This is a genomic window from Azospirillum oryzae (genome assembly GCF_900177515.1).
Lineage (GTDB): Bacteria > Pseudomonadota > Alphaproteobacteria > Azospirillales > Azospirillaceae > Azospirillum > Azospirillum oryzae_A.
In genome coordinates, this window is sequence record NZ_FXAK01000005.1 from 239433 (window position 1) to 259571 (window position 20139).

The 20139-nt window shown below is 66.6% G+C and carries 17 protein-coding genes; 2 read left to right on the plus strand and 15 right to left on the minus strand.

Annotated features, from left to right (window positions below; genetic code table 11):
* Positions 1–56 precede the first annotated feature (56 nt).
* From B9N97_RS09600 to B9N97_RS09660, 12 genes are all read right to left on the minus strand, one after another.
* Positions 57–1088 (minus strand): agmatine deiminase family protein, encoded by a 1032-nt coding sequence (locus B9N97_RS09600; RefSeq protein WP_085085734.1) that lies wholly within the window; start codon positions 1086–1088, stop codon positions 57–59.
* Positions 1089–1642: 554 nt separating this feature from the next.
* Positions 1643–2476, minus strand: coding sequence for an ABC transporter permease subunit (locus B9N97_RS09610; protein WP_085085738.1), 834 nt, complete (start codon positions 2474–2476; stop codon positions 1643–1645).
* Positions 2473–3417, minus strand: coding sequence for an ABC transporter permease subunit (locus tag B9N97_RS09615; protein ID WP_085085740.1), 945 nt, complete (start codon positions 3415–3417; stop codon positions 2473–2475). The genes B9N97_RS09610 and B9N97_RS09615 overlap by 4 nt, the downstream gene beginning before the upstream one ends.
* Positions 3414–4565, minus strand: a complete 1152-nt coding sequence (locus B9N97_RS09620) for an ABC transporter ATP-binding protein (protein WP_085085742.1) — start codon at positions 4563–4565, stop codon at positions 3414–3416. The genes B9N97_RS09615 and B9N97_RS09620 overlap by 4 nt, the downstream gene beginning before the upstream one ends.
* A gap of 86 nt (positions 4566–4651) precedes the next feature.
* The gene (locus B9N97_RS09625; RefSeq protein ID WP_085085744.1) at positions 4652–5749 is read right to left on the minus strand and encodes an extracellular solute-binding protein; all 1098 of its coding nucleotides are present in this window, start codon (positions 5747–5749) and stop codon (positions 4652–4654) included.
* 174 nt (positions 5750–5923) lie between these two features.
* Entirely contained in the window at positions 5924–7462 is a 1539-nt protein-coding gene (locus B9N97_RS09630; protein WP_085085746.1) for a GDL motif peptide-associated radical SAM/SPASM maturase, read from the minus strand.
* A gap of 129 nt (positions 7463–7591) precedes the next feature.
* Positions 7592–7786: a DUF1843 domain-containing protein gene (locus B9N97_RS09635; protein WP_085085748.1), complete on the minus strand. Its 195-nt coding sequence runs from the start codon at positions 7784–7786 to the stop codon at positions 7592–7594.
* A gap of 61 nt (positions 7787–7847) precedes the next feature.
* Entirely contained in the window at positions 7848–8039 is a 192-nt protein-coding gene (locus B9N97_RS09640) for a DUF1843 domain-containing protein (protein ID WP_085085750.1), read from the minus strand.
* A gap of 47 nt (positions 8040–8086) precedes the next feature.
* Positions 8087–8272: a DUF1843 domain-containing protein gene (locus tag B9N97_RS09645; RefSeq protein WP_085085752.1), complete on the minus strand. Its 186-nt coding sequence runs from the start codon at positions 8270–8272 to the stop codon at positions 8087–8089.
* A gap of 895 nt (positions 8273–9167) precedes the next feature.
* Positions 9168–9542 (minus strand): EamA family transporter, encoded by a 375-nt coding sequence (locus B9N97_RS09650; protein WP_085085754.1) that lies wholly within the window; start codon positions 9540–9542, stop codon positions 9168–9170.
* A 41-nt stretch (positions 9543–9583) separates the two neighbouring features.
* Positions 9584–12481, minus strand: coding sequence for a UbiA family prenyltransferase (locus B9N97_RS09655; protein WP_085085756.1), 2898 nt, complete (start codon positions 12479–12481; stop codon positions 9584–9586).
* A 632-nt stretch (positions 12482–13113) separates the two neighbouring features.
* Entirely contained in the window at positions 13114–14457 is a 1344-nt protein-coding gene (locus B9N97_RS09660; protein ID WP_085085758.1) for a glutamine synthetase family protein, read from the minus strand.
* A 168-nt stretch (positions 14458–14625) separates the two neighbouring features.
* On the opposite strand from B9N97_RS09660, the gene B9N97_RS09665 reads away from it, so the two are divergent.
* Positions 14626–15906 (plus strand): NAD(P)/FAD-dependent oxidoreductase, encoded by a 1281-nt coding sequence (locus tag B9N97_RS09665; protein WP_085085760.1) that lies wholly within the window; start codon positions 14626–14628, stop codon positions 15904–15906.
* Between the two features lie 55 nt (positions 15907–15961).
* A complete protein-coding gene (locus B9N97_RS09670) occupies positions 15962–17026 on the plus strand; it encodes a hypothetical protein (protein WP_085085762.1) in 1065 nt (354 codons plus the stop codon).
* A 69-nt stretch (positions 17027–17095) separates the two neighbouring features.
* On the opposite strand, the gene B9N97_RS09675 is transcribed toward B9N97_RS09670, so the two are convergent.
* From B9N97_RS09675 to mtgA, 3 genes are all read right to left on the minus strand, one after another.
* On the minus strand, positions 17096–18463 hold the full coding sequence (locus tag B9N97_RS09675; protein WP_085085765.1) for a DEAD/DEAH box helicase: 1368 nt from the start codon (positions 18461–18463) through the stop codon (positions 17096–17098).
* Positions 18464–18756: 293 nt separating this feature from the next.
* Positions 18757–19281, minus strand: a complete 525-nt coding sequence (locus B9N97_RS09680; protein ID WP_085085766.1) for a flagellar basal body-associated FliL family protein — start codon at positions 19279–19281, stop codon at positions 18757–18759.
* 114 nt (positions 19282–19395) lie between these two features.
* Entirely contained in the window at positions 19396–20070 is a 675-nt protein-coding gene (mtgA, locus tag B9N97_RS09685; RefSeq protein WP_143266580.1) for a monofunctional biosynthetic peptidoglycan transglycosylase, read from the minus strand.
* Between the last annotated feature and the right edge of the window lie 69 nt (positions 20071–20139).

Consider the following 20139-nt stretch of genomic DNA (forward strand, 5'->3'; position numbering starts at 1 on the left):
CGGCGGCACCCGCACGTTCCCTCGCCCGCCGCGTGGAGGCGGGCGCCCGCAATGCATCAAGGAAGCGGCTGCTGTTGCGTGATGCAGTGGATGCCGCCGCCGCCGCGCACAATGTCGAGGGCTGCGATCTGCACCACCTCGCGGTCGGGGAAGGCCTTGCGGACGACGCGGTAGGCCTCGTCGTCGGCCGGATCCTCGAAGGCCGGCATGACGATGCCGCCGTTGGCGATGTAGAGGTTGGTGTAGGACAGGGTCAGGCGCACGCCGTTCACGTCGCGGCGGGCCGGCTGCTGGATCGGGATGACCTCCAGTTCGCGGCCCTTCGCGTCGCGGGCGCGCTTCAGCCGGTCGAGATTGTCCTGAAAGATCTTGAAGTTGGGATCGCCGGGATCGTCGGTGGTGATCGCCATCACCACGCCGGGGCGGACGAACAGCGCGATCTCGTCGATGTGGCCGTCGGTCTCGTCGTCCTGATAGCCCTGCCCCAGCCAGATCACCGTCTCGACGCCGAGATGGTCCTTCATCTGCTGCTCGATCTCCTCCCGCGACAGGCCGGGATTGCGGTTGGGGTTGAGCAGGCATTGTTCGGTGGTGATCAGCGTCCCCTCCCCGTCGACATGGAAGGAGCCGCCTTCCATCACCAGGGGCGCGGAAAAGCAGGGGAGCTTGAGGTGGTCGAGGATCAGGCGGCCGACCTGCTGGTCCTTCTCGCAGCCGTCGTAATTGCCGCCCCAGGCGTTGAAGCCCCAATGGACGCCGGCCAGCCCGCCCTTGCCGTCGACGACGAAGCTGGGGCCGGTGTCGCGGATCCAGGAATCGCTGATCGGCAGCGGCAGGATCTGGATGCCGGCACCGCAGGCGAGCGATGCCTCCGCCACATCCGCCGGGTCGCACACCATCGTTACCGGCTCGAAGCGGGAGATGGCCTGCGCGACCTCGGCGTAGGCGTCGCACGCCGCGTCGAAGGCACCCTCCGGCCAGGTTTCCGGCCGGCACGGCCACGCCATCCAGCAGCCGCTGTGGGGCGCCCATTCGCCGGGCATGTGGAAGCCTTGGCCCGTCGGCATCGGGGCGTTCGGTGTCGTCATGCGTCGATCCCCCTACCCGTTTTTAAAAGTCCCTGCCCGTCGCGGCGGCCGCGTGTTTCAAACCGCGAGCCTCAGAACCGCAAGACCCAAACCGCCAGACTGGGACATTTTCCGTCCCGGTCCACCCTAACCACGGGAGCGCGCATTTGGCAATCGCGTCCACGGCAGCGGGCACTTGGCCTTATGGCAGAGGAACTTTTGAACGGACGCGACATCGGGTCGCGTCGGCATGCCGGGAGGGGGGCCGGCATGAAGGCCGTCGGCGGCCGATCAGGCGCCGGACGGCGGGCGCAGGGCGCGGCGGGCGGTGACCGTACGGGTGGTCGAATAAGCACTGGAAACGGGACTGAAGAATCCGAGTCTCAACAAGGGGAACCACAGGAGCGCGCGCATGGCACGGCCTCTTTCGCTGTTGCAGATGGCTTCAACATAGCAAAAGAAGCGGGCAATTGCCATCCATGGCGGCAGAATTCTCCCCTGCGCGGATGGATGGGGTGCTGGGATCGTTTGCGGACCGGCCGGACTATGGCGTCCGGCCGGTCTCCAGACTTCGGTCAACCGTTCTGGATCGCCATCTGTTCGTCGCGTTTGCGCTGGCGTTCCTGGCGGGCCATGACGATGCTGGCGACGAAGATGCCGGTCGCCACCACCAGCACCATCAGGGTGGCCAGCGCATTGATCTGCGGGCTGATGCCGAACTTCACGCTGGAGAAGATCACCATCGGCAGCGTCGTCGATCCGGGGCCGGAGACGAAGCTCGCCACCACCACGTCGTCCAGCGACAGGGTGAAGGCCAAGAGCCAGCCGGCGACCAGCGCCGGGGCGATCAGCGGCAGGGTGATGACGAAGAACACCTTGGCCGGGCGGGCGCCCAGATCCATCGCCGCCTCCTCCAGGCTGCCGTCCATGCCGGCCAGCCGCGACTGGATGACCACCGCGACATAGGACATGGTGAAGGTGGTGTGGGCGATGGTGATGGTGGTGACGCCGCGCCCGTCGGGCCAGCCCACCCACTGCTCCATCGCCACGAACAGCAGCAGCAGCGACAGGCCGGTGATGACCTCCGGCATGACCAGCGGCGCGGTGATCATGCCGCCGAACAGCGTCCGGCCGCGGAACCGGCCGAACCGGGTCAGCGCCAGCCCGGCGCAGGTGCCCAGCAGCACCGCCAGCGTCGCCGACACCGCCGCCACCTGGAAGGATAGCAGGGCGGCGTCCAGCAGCGTGTCGTTGTGGATCAGCTCGCCATACCATTTGGTCGAGAAGCCGGCCCACACCGTCACCAGCCGCGACTCGTTGAAGCTGAAGACGATCAGCAGCGCGATGGGGACATAGAGGAAGGCATAGCCGAACAGCAGCGCCCAGGACAGGAAGCCGAACCGTTTCATCGCCCGGCCTCCGCCTGTTTGCCCTGCACATGCTGGAAGATCATGATCGGCACCACCAGGACCAGAAGCAGGGCGATGGCGACGGCCGACGCCACCGGCCAGTCGCGGTTGGCGAAGAACTCGTTCCACAGCACGCGGCCGATCATCAGCGTGTCGGGGCCGCCCAGCAGCTCCGGCGTCACGAACTCGCCCACCGCTGGGATGAAGACCAGCAGCGAGCCGGCGACGATGCCCGGCAGCGACAGCGGCAGCGTGATCTGCAGGAAGGACTTGAAGGGGCGGGAGCCGAGATCGGCCGCCGCCTCCAGCAGGCTGGGGTCCATCTTCTCCAGGGTGGAATAGAGCGGCAGGACCATGAAGGGCAGGTAGCAGTAGGTCATGCCGATGTAGACCGCCCAGTCGGAATAGAGGATCTCCACCGGCCCGCTGGTGATGCCCGCCCATTCCAGCAGGTTGCTGATGACGCCGTTGCCCTTGAGGATGCCGATCCAGGCATAGATGCGGATCAGGAAGCTGGTCCAGAAGGGCAGGATCACCAGCATCATCAGCGGCCCGCGCCGCGCCGGATCGGCCTTGGCGATGGCGTAGGCCATGGGATAGCCGATCAGCAGGCAGAACAGCGTGGTGACCGCCGCGATCTTCAGCGAGTTCAGGTAGGCGAGGATGTAGAGGTCGTCCCCGCCCAACCGGAAGTAATTGCTGATGTTCAGCAGGATCTGCAGCTTCGAGGTGCCGGCATCCTCGTCGGTCAGCCACTCCACCAGCGAGGAATAGGGCGGCTGGGCGATGATCGATTCGGAAAAACTGATGCCGAAGACGATCAGGAATGGCACCAGGAAGAACAGCATCAGCCACAGATAGGGGACGGCGACGACCACGCCGCGGCCCCACAGCCCGATCCGGCTGAGGCCAGAAACGAGGAGGGAGACGACCGCCCTCATTGGGTCAGCACCACGCCGGCGAAGGGACGCCATGTCAGGGTCACCTCGTCCTCCCAGGTGATCGGCATTTCGGTGCGGCGGGTGACGTTGGGGGCGGTGACCCGGACCGTCTTGCCGGTCGGCAACTGCACCAGATAGATCGACACGTCGCCGAGATAGGCGATCTCACGCACGATGCCGGTGGTCCGGTTGCGGCCATCCCCTTCCGCGACCGGATCCTTGGACAGGGCGATCTTCTCCGGCCGGATGGCGACCGAGACGGGGGAGCCGGCCGGCGCCGGGGTGGCGTGGGCGATCAGCAGCTCGCAGCCCGCCTCCTCCGACGCGACGACGACCTGATCGCCGTCGGTCGATACCACCCGGCCGTCGAACATGTTGATCGAGCCGATGAACTCCGCGACGAAACGGGTGTGCGGGTATTCGTAGATCTCGGTCGGCGTGCCCACCTGCGCAATGACGCCGTGGTTCATCACGGCGATGCGCGAGGACATGGTCATCGCCTCTTCCTGGTCGTGGGTGACGACGATGAAGGTGACGCCCAGCTTTTCCTGGATGTTGACCAGTTCGAACTGCGTGCGTTCGCGCAGCTTCTTGTCGAGCGCGCCCAGCGGCTCGTCCAGCAGCAACAGCTTCGGCCGCTTGACCAGCGAGCGGGCGAGCGCCACGCGCTGGCGCTGGCCGCCCGACAGCTGGTGCGGACGGCGCTTGCCGAAGGCCGACAGCTGGACCATTCCCAGCATCTCCGCCACGCGGTCGCGGATCTCCGCCTTCGCCACCCCGTCCTGTTTCAGGCCGAAGGCGACGTTCTGCTCCACCGTCATGTGCGGGAACAGGGCGTAGGACTGGAACATCATGTTGACCGGCCGCTCATAGGGCGGGATGCCGGCCATATCGACGCCGTCGATGAAGATCTTGCCTTCGGTCGGCTGCTCGAACCCCGCCAGCATGCGCAGCAGCGTGGTCTTGCCGGAGCCCGACCCGCCGAGCAGGGCGAAGAACTCGTTGCGGTAGATCGACAGGCTGACCTCGTCCACCGCGACGAAGTCGCCGAAGGTCTTCGTCACCTTCTCGATTCGGACATACGGCGTCTGGCCCGCGTCCTGCCACGGTTCCAGACGGGTGGGTTTGCGAATCGGCTGACCGGCCATCCAGGTTCCTCTTTCATGACGACGCCCCGGCCGCTCCCCATCGCTGGGGACCGGCCGGGGCGGGTCGGTGCTTCACGGTAAGTGGCTTACTTGCCGGTCTTGACCTTGGTCCACACGCGGGTGCGGGCGCGGTCGGTGGTCTGCTTGATCTGCTTCAGCGAGAACAGCTTCAGCTTGCTGTCGGCCGGCAGGAAGATACCCGGGTTCGACTTGATGTCGTCGGCGACCATCGGCAGCGAGGCCGGCACCGCGTTGGCGTAGCTGACCTTGTTGGAGATGTTGGCCATGTTGGCCGGGTCGAGCACGAAGTTGATGAAGTCGTACGCACCCTGCTTGTTCGGCGCATCGGCCGGAACCGCCAGCGTGTCCCACCAGACCTGCACGCCTTCCTTCGGCGTGATGTATTCGACCTTGGCGCTCTTCGCCTCGGCGGCGCGGGCGGCGCCCTGGATGGCGTCGCCGTTGTAGGCCATCACGACGCAGGCGTCGCCGCCGGCCAGGATGTTGATGTTCTCGCCGGTGACGAAACGCTTGATGTAGGGGCGGACCGCCATCAGCGTCTTTTCGACCTTCTCCAGATCCTCCTTCTTCTCGGAGTTCGGATCGAGGCCGAGGTAGTTCAGCACCGACGGGATGACGTCGATGGCCGAATCCATCACGGTGATGCCGCAGGCCGAAACCTTCTTCGCCACTTCCGGCTTGAAGATCAGGTCCCAGCTGTCGAGCGGGACGTCGGGGGCGACGGCCTTGATCTTTTCCGGGATGATGGCGATGCCGACGGTGCCGCCGAGATAGGGCACGGCGTACTTGTTGCCGGGGTCGGAATTCTCCAGCAGCTTCAGGACCTTCGGGTCGACGTTCTTGTAGTTGGGGATCTTCGACTTGTCGAGCGGCCCCACCACCTTGGCCTGGATCAGGCGGGAGAGGGTCGGCTCCGCGGTCGGCACGATCACGTCATAGCCGGACTTGCCGACGAGCACCTTCTGCTCCAGCAGTTCCAGGCTGTCGTACAGGTCGACCTTCGTCTCAGCGCCCGTGGCCTTGGTGAAGTCGTCGAGGGTCGTCTCACCCAGATAGTCGTTCCAGATGTAGATGTTGACCGGCTTCTTGGCCTGGGCCATCGCCGGGCCGGCGATGGCAATCGCCGCGACCGCGCCGATGAGGCTGAGAGCGAGTTTTTTCATGATTTGCCCCGACCTGTTCGTGAGTGTTGCGGGCGCCGCCACATCCCAACGGCATACCCGGCTCGCGGGCGCTATTGCACCCACGGCCGGGCATATTGTCAACGGTTTGGGTCGAGGTCGGGAGCCGGTTTCCGGGCGGCGGCCCTACGCCCGAAGCCGTGCCCGATCAACCGGCTATCCGGGGAGAGGTGCCACGGATTGCTTAGCCGCCGATTGCTTAGCCGCCCGGGCTTCGTCCAGCAGGCGCTGGGTCTCGCGGATCAGGGCGCGGCGACGCGCGCTGTCGATCTCGTGCTGCGCCGCCGCCGCCGCGACGTCGGCCCCGCAATGGGGGCAACCGGTCTCGTGCGGCCAGATATACTGGTTGCAGCCGCGGCAGAGCGTCAGGCTGGGCGGCACCACGCCGCCTTCGGGGGAGCGTTCATAGGCGTGGCGATGCACCGTCGCCGGGTCGCGCTCCGGCAGGCCGGGGGAGTCGGCGCCGGGGATCGGTTCCTGGATCAGGGCGAATTCGCCGATGGCGAAGGCCTCGTTCGGCGCGTCCTTGATCTTCACCACCCGCTCGCGCAGGCCATGCCTGGCGAGGTCGAGCACCCGGTAATGGCAGTAGGGATTGTTGCCCCGCTTACCAAGCAGAGACTCGGAGGTCCAGGTGCAGCCGGCGCGGCAGATGTCGGCGTAATAGCAGGTGCGGCAATAGCCCCACAGCTCGTCCACCGAGCGCAGACGGCCGAACTGCATCCGGTCTGCATGGCGCCAGATGTCCTCCACGCTCATCTCGCGGATGTTCCCGGCGGCATAGAGGGAGGTCGCCAGCGATGGGCAGCCCTTCAGGGTGCCGTCCGCCTCGATGCCGATGCCGATCTGCCCGGCGGCGCAGCCGGACCAATGCATCCGGTCGTCGCCCAGGCCGCGCCAGATATGCTCGTAGGGGCCGTAATAGCCGACATTGTTGCCGACCACCATCAGCAGCCCGCGGTCCAGCCCCTCGCGGTAGAGGCGGGCCAGCAGCGGCATGACGTCGAGCAGGCGGTGGGGCTGCAGCAGCAGGTCCGGGTTGTCGACGGCATTGCCCATGGCGACGGTGAACTGGATCTGCCAGTGGGTGGCGCCGGCCTCGATGATCCGGTCCATCAGCTCCGGCAGATGGTCGGGGGTTTCGGGGCCGATCTGGGTGTTGACCGACACCGCCAGCCCGCGCTCCTTGGCGCGGCGCAGGGCGCTGATCGCCTGATCGTAGGAGCCGGGAACGCCGCGCACCCGGTCGTGCAGGTCGGGCAGCCCGTCGATCGAGATGCCGATGGCCTGGAGCCCGGCCTCCACCGCATCGTCCAGCCGGCGGTCGGTCAGATTGCGGGCGCCGGTCTGCACGGCGGTCCTGATGCCGTGGCTGCGGCAGCGCCGGATGATCTCCACCCAGTCCTTGCGCAGATAGGCCTCGCCGCCGATCAGCGAAATCTCGCGGGTGCCGAGTGCGGCCAGACGGTCGACGAGGTCCAGCGCCTCATCGGTGCTCAGCTCGTCCGGCCGCGGCCGGCCGGCGCGCGATCCGCAATGCTGGCATTTCAGGTTGCAGGCAAGCGTGGTTTCCCAGACCACCAGGACCGGGACCAGCTTGCGGAAATCGTCGTCGTAGCAATAGCGCGCCGGCACGGATGCCGGCTGATCCGGGGAGCGGGCCGAAAGGTCGGGGCTGGGAAGCGGCTGGTCCATGGTTCCGGAATCTTCCTCGCAATGGCATTGGCTCTGAATATCGGCGGCTCTGAATATCGGCGGCGCGCCGCCGGGGTGCGGGCTGCCATGGGCACCGCACCCCGGCCGCAGCACCCCGGCCGAAGCCGATCAGCCCTTCGCCTCGGCCTTGGCGATCTCGACCTTCAGGAGCTGCAGCAGGCCCGAAACGTCGCCGTAGGCGGCGAGGTGCTGCTCGGCCTCGGCCGCGACCTGCTTCATCGTCGACAGATCGCCGCCGGCGATGGCTTCGGTCATGGTGGCCATGTACATCGGACGGGGATGGGGAACGTGCGCGTTGGACATCTGTCTGTTCCTCGGTTTCGAATGGTGGGGAGGTTGGAAATCGGTCGATTGAAAATCCGGGTCAGAGACCGGCTTCGGCCTTGGCGATCTCGACCTTCAGCAGGTTGAGGACGCCGGCCACGTCACCATGTTCGGCGAGATGCTGCTCGGCGGCCGCGGCCACCTCCTTCATCTTCGCCAGATCGCCGCTGACGATGGCGTCGGAAATCGCCACGCCATAAGGCTTGATGGAGCGCATGGGTGCTTCGGACATGTGGAGACTGCTCCGCGGGAAAAATGGAAAGGCGACTGCGCGCCCGATCAGCCGTTCGCCTCGGCTTTCGCGATCTCGACCTTCAGCATCTGGAGCATCGAGCCGACGTCGCCATGCTGGGCGAGGTGCGTCTCGGCCGCCGCGGCGACCTCCTTCATCTTGGACAGGTCGCCGCTGGCGATCGCCTCGGTCATGGCGCCGCCGTAGAGCACACGATTGGAACCGGTGGACATCCGATGATCTCCTTCAAGACATGATTGGCAAGACATGATTGGAGAAATGCGCTTTGCATGCGCAGCTTGATGCCGATGTTTAGAACTGACGAAATTCCTGAATGAACGAACGGCAGCTGAAAATCGGCAAATATATGAACCGTCGCAGAACGGCATGTAGAAATCTAAGAGCTATCGATTATCAGTTTTCATGCTATCGTATGAATACTGCGCCTCATTTCCAGAAAGCTATATCCATGCTCTGGTAGAGGTCAATTGTTAAAATGTTATTTTTAATTTTGTTTTTGAAAGAATGCTTTTGTAACTGATTGTCCAGCATCAGCGAGTATGCGGTTCAAGCTCCGCCCGGTGCCGATCCACGGGAAATCACCCACACCGAATGCAAAAGAAAAGGGACGCCGCACCATCCGTACGGCGTCCCTGCTTCGGCGCAAGACTGTGCCAGAGGACCGGCTTCGGCCTTGGCGATTTCGATCTTCCAGATTTAGGCGGCAGGAGGGAGGCCGGTCGCGACCGCATGGGGCGAAAATCCCATACGTTGTATGTCGCGACCGGCAAAGAGAGCCCTCTTCCCAGGCAACGGCCAGCCGGTCGGCGCCCAGCCCCCCTGTCGTTGAAATTGCATGCGCTGGTATTTTCGCTCGCGAATATGCGGTCAGTTATATCCACTCGCTTATTCCGGTCAATACGGGAATCGTGACATTTGATTTTAGGATCGAAAGATTCTGTGCCGAATTTTGTTTCCATAAAGGGGTATTCACCAAGACACCGGCAGTCGCAGAACCGCAGTGTTTGTGCAGCGCAAAAAGAAGGCGCTGCGACTGCTGCCGCGGCGCCTTCATCATCTCCAACCGGTGGCGGCCGGGACCTTGGGTGCGGGTTCTCGCTGGGAACTTCAGCTCTGCGCGGTCAGCACGACGCCCAGGACCACCAGCAGGGTGCCGATGACGCGGGTCAGGCTCATGGTCTCGCCCAGCAGCAGGACGCCGAGCGCCAGCGTGACCAGGAAGCCCAACCCGACGAAGGGATAGGCCATGGTGACCTCGACCTTCGCCAGCACCGCCAGCCACACCACCATGCCAAGCCCATAGCAGGCGAGCCCGGTCAGGATGTGCGGCGTGGCGACGACCGACAGGGCGATCTGCCCGGCCTCCCCCCGCGCCAGGGCGGTCGACACCGCCGGGCTGGACATGCCGATCTTCAGCGAGATCTGGGCGATGGCGGACAGAGTGACGCTCAGCAGGATCAATCCGACGACGGCGATGGGCATGGGGACTCCCGGCTATAGGCAGAATGGTGGAGGACGGCGGCTCAGGTCCGGCCGAAGAGAAGGGCGGCGCCGCAGACCGCGCCGATGGCGAGGCTCCACTTGTCGCGGGCGGCGAACACCACCGGGTCGTCATGCATCAGCCCGCGGTGGGTCTGCAGCCACACCCGCCCGATCCAGAAGAGCAGAAGCGGGCAGATGATCCACAGCGCCTGCGGCTGGTCATAGACGCGCCCGACCTCCGGACTGTTGATGTAGAGCGCCATCACCAGCACCGAGAGGAAGCCGGCCGACACGCCGATGGATTGCAGGACCGGCATGTCGGCGGTCACATAGCCGCGCCCCTCCGCCTGCTCCAGCCCGAGCTTATGCATGCTGTCCATTTCGGAATAGCGCTTCACCATGGCGAGGCTGAGGAACAGGAACATGGAGAAGGCCAGCAGCCAGAAGGACGGGACGATGGCCGTCGCGGTGGCGCCACCCAGCACGCGCAGCGAATAGAGCCCGGCCAGCAGCATCACGTCCCAGATCACCCGGTTCTTGGCGAACAGGTTGTAGAACAGCGACGAGGCGGCGTAGGTCGCCAGCGCCGCCAGGAACAGCGGCGGCAGGGCCACCAGCGACAGGACGAGGCTGGCCAGCAGCAGGCCGGGGATCAGCGTCAGGCCGAGGTCGAGCGGCAAGTCGCCGGCGGCGAAGGGGCGGCGGCGCTTGCGCGGGTGGCGGCGGTCGGCCGGCAGGTCGAGCAGGTCGTTCAGCACATAGATGCTCGACGCGCACAGCCCGAAGGCGAGGAAGGCCGCCGCCGCCTGCAGCGTCGGGCCGACCTCGCCCAGCTTCTGGCCGGCCAGCAGAGGCACGAAGACAAGCAGGTTCTTCAGCCACTGGTGCAGACGCAGCGCCTTGATCATCAGCAGCAGGCGCGGACGGCGCGGCGTGGTGATCGCCTCCAGCGGGCAGAGGGTGGCGGCATGGCGCAGCACGGCGGCCGGCGCATCCACCGCGATGCCGCGGCGGGCACCGCGCCAGATCGCATAATCGGCCTCGTCGTTGCCCATATAGTCGAAGACGCCGGACGGCACCTGCGCGCGGATCGCCTCGTACTTGCGCTCGCTCTTCAGGTTCACGCCGTCGTTGCTGGCCAGCACCTGATCGAACAGGCCGAGATGGCGGGCAATGGCGTCGGCATAGCGGTGGTGGGCGGCGGTGGCCAGCACCAGCCGGCGCCCGCGCTTGCGCTCGGCCGCCAGCCGCTCCAGGACGGCGGGGTTGTAGACGAGGCCGGCCGGGTCGATGTCGACGCGCCGGGCCAGTTCCGCCTTCAGCCGCGCCTTGCCGCCGGCCAGCCAGACCGGCACGAGCAGCGCCGCCCAGGGTTGGGCCTTGATCAGACCGAACAGCGATTCATAGAGAAGGTCGGTCTTCAGCAGCGTGCCGTCGAGATCGACGAACAGCGGCGGTTCCTCCGCGGCGGGCGGCGGGACCGGCCTTTCGGCCGCGGCGGCGCGGGGAAGCGCCACGGTGGTCGCGGTCAGGCCGGGAGCGCCCGCATGCGGTGCGTGGTCCCTGCGGTCGCCGGCCTCCGCCCCGCCCCAGACCAGGGTGGCGCGGTCGTGCCGGCCGGCCAGCACGACCGTCAGCCCCAGTAGCATCAGGGTGGCGAAGAACAGGTAGGATTGCAGGACGTTCAGCGCGGTGTCGGCCAGCGCGTTGACCGGCCAGAACAGCAGGTTGCCGGCCAGGAAATAGGCAGCGGCCAGCAGCGCCGCCGCTCCGGCCGGACGCCGCAGGCCGGGCTCCAGCAGGATCAGGAAGGCCAGCGCGAAGGCCGGCAGCAGGATGCCGTAATGATGCACCCAGGCGACCGGCGAGCCGACGGTGAAGCAGATGCCGGCGACGACGAAGGGCAGGATCCGCTCGGCCCCGCGGTCGCGCCGGCGCCACAGCAGGCCGAGGGCGACGAAGGCGAGGCCGGAAATCTGGGTGGCGATGTGGACCGCCGGATGGTAGGGAGCGAAGGCCTCCGCCGACCAGTCGAGGTTGTTGCCGTTGTGCAGCAGGCGGTTGACCAGCCCGTTGACGGTCTGGTTGACGTGATAGCTCTCGCCATGGCGGCCGATGAACAGCAGCACGTCGAGGTAATCGATCATCGGGGCGAAGCCGTAGAACAGGGTCGCCAGCGCAACGCCCGGCACCACCACGGCCGCCCAGCCCGCCGCCATCCGCCAGTCGGCGCGCAGGACCGCCCAGACGAGAAACAGCGACATCTGCGGCTTCATCAGCGTCGATGCGCCGAGGAGGGCGCCGCACAGGGCCCGCCGGTCCCGCAACAGGGCGATGCAGGCGAAGACGAAGGCGGCGTTCAGCCAGACCTGCACCTGCCCCAGCGAGAAGGCCTTCAGCACCGGGTAGAAACACAGGGTGGCGACGAAGCCGAAACCGCCGAGCAGCACCTGGGTCATGCGGTCATCGCGGGCACCCGGCACCCGCAACCGGGCGGCCATCTCCAGCACCAGGATCGCCATGCCGGCCGCGGTCGCCAGCACGAACAGCAGGTTGACCCGCTCGAATGCCACGAGGTTCAGCACCCCCAGCGCCTTCATCGCCTCCAGCGGCAGCAGCGAGGTCACCGGATATTGGAACTTGATGTGCTGCTGGAAGAACACCCCCTCATAGACATTCTCGCCGGGCCGCTCGTGCAGCCAGTTGAGCGCCGCGATCATCGGATCCCAGCTGTCGACCGGAATCAGGTCCTGGTTTTCCAGCACGAACAGGTTCTGGATGTCGGTCAGGTTGCTGGCATGGCCGCCGCGGTGCAGAGCCAGCCCGAGCAGCCCCGTCGTCAGCACGATGAACAACGACGCCAGGATGATGCTGCGCTGGACCCAGCCAACGCTGTGGAGGCCGGTCCGAAGGGACGGGATCGCTGGTTGCATGCTCATGCTTGGCCATCCATCGGTTGCCCATCGATTGTGTGGAGACAGTGCCCGTGTGCCGGTCCGGCCGCTCGCCTGGATTATCCGAAAAGGCAATCGAAGGCGCAGGCCGGCGGCAGGGGTCGCCGTCTCCGCGAAAAACGGTTACGTGTGTTGACTATTTTCAAAGGAGATAACAAAGTGCAGCGATGCCGAAACGCCACGCGGCGCCCGCATCTCCTTCCACCTCCTCTGACCGGATCGAAAATACACTGCGGCTTTGCTTCGAAAGTCTTCGATTTCGTGTTCCGGCGGCCATAAGCGGATTAACGCCAGCTTTGAAATTTAAGGCTGTGCCGACACGGCCGGTCAGCGCGGTCGTGGCATGGGACGACGGCCGGCGATCGATTGGGGTGGGACTGCGGGCCGGTCGGAGTAGGACGGGCGGCGATTAACGCCACACGGCCGGATTTCGTGGCCGAACTTGCGAAATTCCGTGGCGGATCGGCGCACGAACGGGGTGTCGGCCAGCGCGATCCGCTGAGCGCCGGGCAAGCGCCGGACTGCCGGACCCCACGCAGGAATCGGGAACCAAATGCGTAAAAGGGCGGCCGACGGATGTCTCCGCGGGCCGCCACTTTGTTCGCCAACCTATGATTTCAGACGTTCAGCAGCAGGTTTTCCCGTTCCCACGAGCTGATGACGCGGTTGTAGGCCTCATATTCCGCCTCCTTCACGCAGGCGACGGCGTCGATGAAGCGTTCGCCGAGGATTTCCTTCAGCGGCTTGCACGCGTTGAACTTGGTCAGCGCCTCCGACTGGTGGCGCGGCAGGGTGAAGGCGAGACGGTAGGCGGAGCCCTTGATCGGGTCGTTCGGCTCCAGCCCCTGGATCATGCCGATATAGCCGCAGGCCAGCGACGCGGCGATGGCGAGATAGGGGTTGGCGTCGGCCCCGGCCACCCGGTTCTCCACCCGGCGGGCGTCGGGCTGGGAGACGGGGACGCGCAGGCCGGTGGTGCGGTTGTCGCGGCCCCAATGCACGTTGATCGGCGCGTCGGAATTGGGGACCAGCCGGCGGTAGCTGTTGACGTTGGGCGCCAGCAGCGGCATCGCATAGGGCAGGTATTTCTGCAGCCCGGCGATGTGCGACATGAACAGGGCGCTGTCGGTGCCGTCGGGGTTGGCGAACAGGTTGCGGCCGCTGTCGGTGTCCACCACCGATTGGTGAATGTGCATGGCGCTGCCGGGTTCGCCCTGCATCGGCTTCGCCATGAAGGTGGCGTAGACCTGATGGCGGATCGCCGCCTCGCGCGCCGTACGCTTGAACAGGAAGGCTTGGTCGGCCAGTTCCAGCGCGTCGCCGTGGTTGAAGTTGATCTCGATCTGGGCGGCGCCGGCCTCGTGGGTCAGCGTGTCGATGTCGATGTCCTGCTTCTCGCAGAAATCATAGACCGCCTCGAAGATCGGATCGAACTCGTTTACGGCGTCGATGCCGAAGGCCTGCCGCCCGCTTTCCATCCGGCCGTTGCGCCCGACCGGCGGTACCAGCGGATAGTCGGGGTCCTTGTTGACCTGGACCAGGAAGAATTCCAGCTCCGGCGCCACCAGCGGCTTCCAGCCGCGCTCCTCGTACAGCGACAGCACGCGCTTCAGGACATGGCGGGGCGAGACGTCGACCGGCTTGCCGTCGGCATAGACGCAGTCGGTGATGACCTGGGCCGTCGGCTCGTTGTACCAGGGAACGAAGCGGATCGTGCGTTCGTCCGGGATCATGTAGATGTCGGAATTCTCGTCCGAGGTGATGTCCTCGTCATCGGGGAATTCACCGGTCACGGTCTGGACGAAGATCGCCTCGGGCAGGCGCAGGCCACGGTCGCGCAGGATGCGGAGGAACTTCTCGGCGGGGACGATCTTTCCCCGCGCGATGCCCGACATGTCGGGCACCAGGCATTCGACTTCGGTAATGCGGTTTTTCTTGATGAAGTCTTCCATAAAACCCATGGGTATGGCGGACCGCTCCGGGCGATGGGCAGCCCCCTCCGTGCTGTGAACGACAGCGACACTATGACGCCGTTCCGGCGGACCGCGCCAGAGGGTTCCGCATGATGCTTTGGTGAAACATCCGCCTTTCCGTTGACCTCCCCCATCGGCTGGGACTTAACTGCCGCCATGCCGAAAGCCACATACCTGAACAGCTGGTACGCGGCCTCCGCCGCTCCCCGTGCCGACCGCCCGACCCTTGAAGGGGAGGTCGCCTGCGACGTCTGCATCGTCGGCGGCGGCTACACCGGCCTGACCGCGGCGCTGGAACTGGCGGAGCGCGGCTTCGACGTCGTCCTGCTGGAGGCAGAGCGCTGCGGCTGGGGGGCGTCGGGCCGCAACGGCGGGCAGATCATCACCGGCTACAACAAGCCGATGGCGGCCATCGAAGGCTGGATGGGCAAGGAGGATGCCCGCCGCCTGTGGGAGTTCGGCGAGGAGGCCAAGGCCCAGCTGACCGAGCGGGTGGAGCGCCACGCCATCGCCTGCGACCTGACCTGGGGCTTCGCCTATGCCGCGCTGAAGCCGCGCCACATGCAGGACGTGGCGGCGCTGGAACGCGAAATGCGCGACGACTACGGCTATGGCCGGGTGCATCGGCTGGACCGCGCCGGCATCCGCGCCCATGTCGGCAGCGAGGCCTATATCGGCGGCCTGCTGGACGAGGGCAGCGGCCATCTGCACCCGCTGAACTACGCGCTTGGCCTCGCCCGCGCCGCCGATGCCGCCGGGGTGCGCATCTATGAGAACAGCCGCGTCCTCGCCATGGGCAGCGGTGCCGCGCCCTGGGTCCGCACCGAGCGCGGCCGGGTGAGGGCGAAGCACCTGATCCTCGCCGGCAACGCCTATCTCGGCGGGCTGGCTCCGGCGCTGGACCGCAAGATCATGCCGGTCGCCACCTACATGATCGCCACCGAACCGCTGGGTGAGGAACGGGCGCGCGCCCTGCTGCCGACCAACATCGCGGTGTCGGACATGAAGTTCTCGCTCGACTACTTCCGCCGCTCCGCCGACCACCGGCTGCTGTTCGGCGGCGGCGTCAGCTATTCGGGGGTGGACGCACCGGGGCTGAAACAGGCGATGCGGCTGAAGATGCTGGCGATTTATCCGGAGCTGAAGGACGTCCGCGTCGAGTATTTCTGGGGCGGGCGTGTCGCCATCACCATGAACCGCATGCCGCATCTTGGCCGGCTGTCGCCGACGACGCTGTACGCCCACGGCTATTCCGGCCATGGCGTGGCGCTGGCCGGCATGGCCGGGCGGCTGATGGCGGAAACGGTGAGCGGCACCGCCGGGCGGTTCGACGTGTTCGCCCGCATCCCCCACATGCCGTTCCCCGGCGGACGGCGATTCCGCACGCCGGCGCTGGTCCTCGCAATGATGTGGTTCCGTCTGCGCGATCTGCTGTAGGCTGCGCAAGCAATCGACTGCCCCCTCCTCCGGCCTTTGAGTCCCCTCCCCGCCCATGACCGACACCTCCAGCAGCGACGAGACCACCGCCTCCTCGGAAGCCGTCCCGGAGACGGACACCAATCCGGACGCTGCTCCCGACTCCGGCATCGCCGAAAAGGCCGCCAAGGAGAATGTTCTGGTCCAGCCGATGCGGGACACGCATTTCGATTTCCAGCACAAGGTCTTCAGCCTGCCCGGCGCCTTCTTCTGCCAGGAGCCGAACAGCAAGGAACCGGTGCTGAACATCCTGCTGGGCGACCTGAAGGCGGCGCTGGCCTTCCCCACCCTGATGGAGTCCTTCCAGATCGAGGACGGCAGCCACGACGCCCGCCTGCTGGAGATCATCGAACAGGGGCTGGCCTTCGTGAAGCAGATCCGGCCGGGCGAGGAAATTCCGGGCGAGCTGCTGGACGGCCGCGCCTCCTGGTCGGTGGAGGACAAGCACCGCATCATTGCCAAGGGCCGGCTGACCGTGCAGATCGTCTCCTCCTTCACCGGCAACGAGATCATCGTTTCCGACCAGTCGGAACTGGAACAGCTGGTCGAGGATCCGCAGACCAAGGAGAAGATGAAGGCCGCTTTCGCCAAGATCGCCGAGCGGCTGAAGCTGACCACCAACGCCGAGCAGTATCTCACCGACCGCATCGACGATCTGGCGCAGGAACTGTCCTACATCGAGGCTCTGCGCGACCGCTTCAAGCACATCCGCCGCATCGATCAGGCGATGGCGAAGCTGGCCACCATCTACCGCACCGACCGGACCTTCTGCAGCGAGCTGAACCGCATGCAGGGGCTGATTCGCAAGCCGTTGCGCGAATACGACATGATCTTCGACCAGGCCGACGCCCAGACCGGCGACATCGTCGGCGCATTGCGCAACTTCCACCCCACCATCCAGTTCATCCGCAAGATCCGCGACGATCTGCGCGCCAAGCTGCTGGAATGGGAGGAGCTGCTGCAGGGCTGGGACGAGGTCACGATGGAACGCTCGCCGAAGGTGGAGGCGTTGCAGAAGCAGACCTACCGGTTCCTGGCGAGCCGTTACATCGAAACGACGGTGTGGAAGCGGGGCAGTTGAGTTCGGGCAGATAAACGAAAAGGGCGCCGCCAACCGGCGACGCCCTTTCGATCACGTCAAACGCAAGACTTACCAGCTCTTCGCACGGGCCGCCGGCTTGCCGTTGCCATGGGCTTCACGGCGGGCATGGCCGTGGTCCGGGCGGGCGTCGCCGCGGTGGTTGTCGTTGCGGGCATAGTCCGGACGCGGACCGCGCGGGGCGTGCGGGCCCTTGGACTCGCCGTTGCGGTGCCACGGCTTGCCGCCGCCACCCGGACGGCCGTTGCGGCCGGCCGGACGGCCGGCGCCACCGGTGGTGAAGGGGCGCGTCGGCTCCAGGCCGGGCACCACATGCACCTCGAGGGTCGCCTTCGTGTAGCGCTCGATACGGACCAGGGTCTCGCGGTCGGCGCGGGCGGCGAAGGAGATCGCGACGCCCGAGGCACCGGCGCGGCCGGTGCGGCCGATGCGGTGGACATAGTCCTCCGCCGAGCGCGGCAGGTCGAAGTTGATGACGTGGGTGATGTCGCGCACGTCGATGCCGCGGGCGGCGACGTCGGTGGCGACCAGCAGGCGGACCTGGCCGGTGCGCAGACGCTGGAGCGTGCGGTTGCGCTTGGTCTGGTCCATGTCGCCGTGCAGGGCGGCGGCGGCATGGCCGGCGGCGCTCAGCTCCTCGGCCAGCGTGTCGGCATCACGCTTGGTGGCGGCGAAGATGATCGCCTTGCCGACCTCTTCCTGGGCGGCGAAATGCTGCAGCAGGCGGCGCTTGTGGTCCAGATCGTCGGCATGATGCAGACGCTGTTCCACGTTGATGGCGGTCGCCTGGCTCTCGACGGCCACGCGCTCCGGGTTGCGCAGCAGGTTGCCGGCCAGCTGCGCCATGCGGCGGTCCAGCGTGGCGGTGAACAGCAGGGTCTGGCGCGTCGGCGGGCAGCACTTGGCGATGGTCTCGACATCGTCGAGGAAGCCCATGTCCAGCATGCGGTCGGCCTCGTCGAGGATCAGCACCTCGACCTCGTCCAGCGCGATGCGGCGGCGGGCGACGTGGTCCAGCAGGCGGCCCGGGGTGGCGACGAGAACGTCGACCGGGCGCGACAGCAGGCGCAGCTGCTCGCGGTAGGGCATGCCGCCGACCACGTCCACGATGTTCAGCTTCATGAACTTCGCGTATTTGCGGGCGGCGTCGGTGACCTGCTTGGCCAGCTCGCGGGTCGGGGCCAGAACCAGCACGCGCGGGGTGGCGGCGCCGTTCAGCGGCAGCTCGGCGGTGCGGGTCAGCGCCGGCAGCATGAAGGCGGCCGTCTTGCCGGTGCCGGTTTCGGCGGTGGCGAGGATGTCGCGGCCCTGCAGCGCCGGCGGAATGGCGGCGAGCTGGACCGGGGTCGGGGTGGTGTATTCGAACGCCTCGAGGGCCTTCAGGACGAGCGGGTGCAGGCCGAGTTCGGAAAACGTCAAGTCGTAACAACCTTCTCAAAGCAACACGGCACGGCCCCGCGCGCCCCGATGGCGGGCGTGGGACATACCGGCGGACTCGCCGGGAGGAGGTCGATAGAGGGAGAGGCGTCTATCCGATGCAGCGGCCAGAGCGTCCCCAGAACATCGGGACGTTAATCCCTGGGACGTTTGCCGTTGCGCAATCACAGCGCGTCTCGCTCAAGAGACGCGCGAGCCTCCAGCGATCAAGACGCCCTACATAGGCTATTGCGCTGCACAAGACAAGCCCCATCGCAGAACGAGCCCCGCGTGCATCACTTGACCACCATGCGTTCGATGTAGATGTCGCGGATCAGGCCGGTCCCCGCCTCGCGGTTGACGGCGTCCCGGATGCGCGCCTTCAGGAAGGCGGCCGAGCCGGGGCCCGTCAGCGCTTCGCTGTCGGTTTGGCCGACGGTCTGGAACAGGCGGTCGGCGATGCGGTCCTGGTAGCGCAGAACACGGTCGGGCTCGACTTTCGGGGCCAGCACCAGCGAGACCTGCATCTCCACCGCCCGCGACGCGCCCAAGGGAACTTCCATGGCCGGCAACTGCGCCAGCCGCGGCTTCGGCCCCATCCGCGCCTCGATCCGCCGCTGTTCCAGGATGCGGTCCACCGCGATGCCGCCGCCATAGGCCAGCCCGGCCAGGGTCAGCAGCGAGATCAGGACGACGATCAGCAGGCGGGTGGGATGCGCCGGCTCCGGCTGCGGGGCATGGTGCGGCACCAACCCCTCGCGCAAGGGGGCGGGAGGCGGGGTCGGGTACGGCGTTCCGTGCAGCGTGCGATGCGTGGCCATGGTCGGCCTCATCCGGAGCGGCGGGGGCATCAGGAAGCGTAGCGCGGTGGGGGTTAAGATTCGGTGGAGGGTGGCCGTACGATGCCCCCTTCCCAACCCTCCCCCGCGATCTCCTCACCGCACGCAGTCCGCCAGCCCGTCCCGCCGCACCACCGCCATCCGCCGCTCGATCACCCCCGCCCGGCGGGCGACATAGGGACCGGGTCGCGACGGCGACCAGTTGCGCGGGTTGGGCAGCACCACGGCCAGCAGCGCCGCCTCGCGCCGGGTCAGCGCCGCCGCGGATTTGTGGAAATGATGCCGGGCCGCGGCTTCGGCGCCATAGACGCCGTCGTCCCACTCCACGATGTTCAGATAGACCTCCAGGATGCGGTGCTTGCTCCACAGGCTTTCGATCAGCAGGGTGAACCAGGCCTCCGCCCCCTTGCGGGTCCAGCTGCGGTCGGGCCAGAGAAAGGCGTTCTTGGCGGTCTGCTGGCTGATCGTGCTTCCGCCGCGCAGGCGCCTGCCCTCTTCATTGTCCTCGAAGGCGTCCTCGATGGCCGCCCAGTCGAAACCGCCATGACCGCAGAAGCCGGTGTCCTCCGACGCGATCACCGCCTCTGCCAGGGCCGGCGAGATGCGCTCCAGCGGCTCCCAGTCGCGCGACAGGCCGGCCCCGCCCAGCGCCCGGATCAGCATCAGCGGCGTGGCCGGCGGCGGCACGATCCGGTAGAGTCCCGCCCAGAGAATGGTGAAGGCCGTCAGCCCCGCCGCCCCGATCAGCGCCCAGCGCAGCAGTTTCCGCATAAGGTCCCGTCTCCGCTTGGCCTCCGGACTTCCCTCAATGGGGGTGAAGCAACGGCCCGTCAACATCCG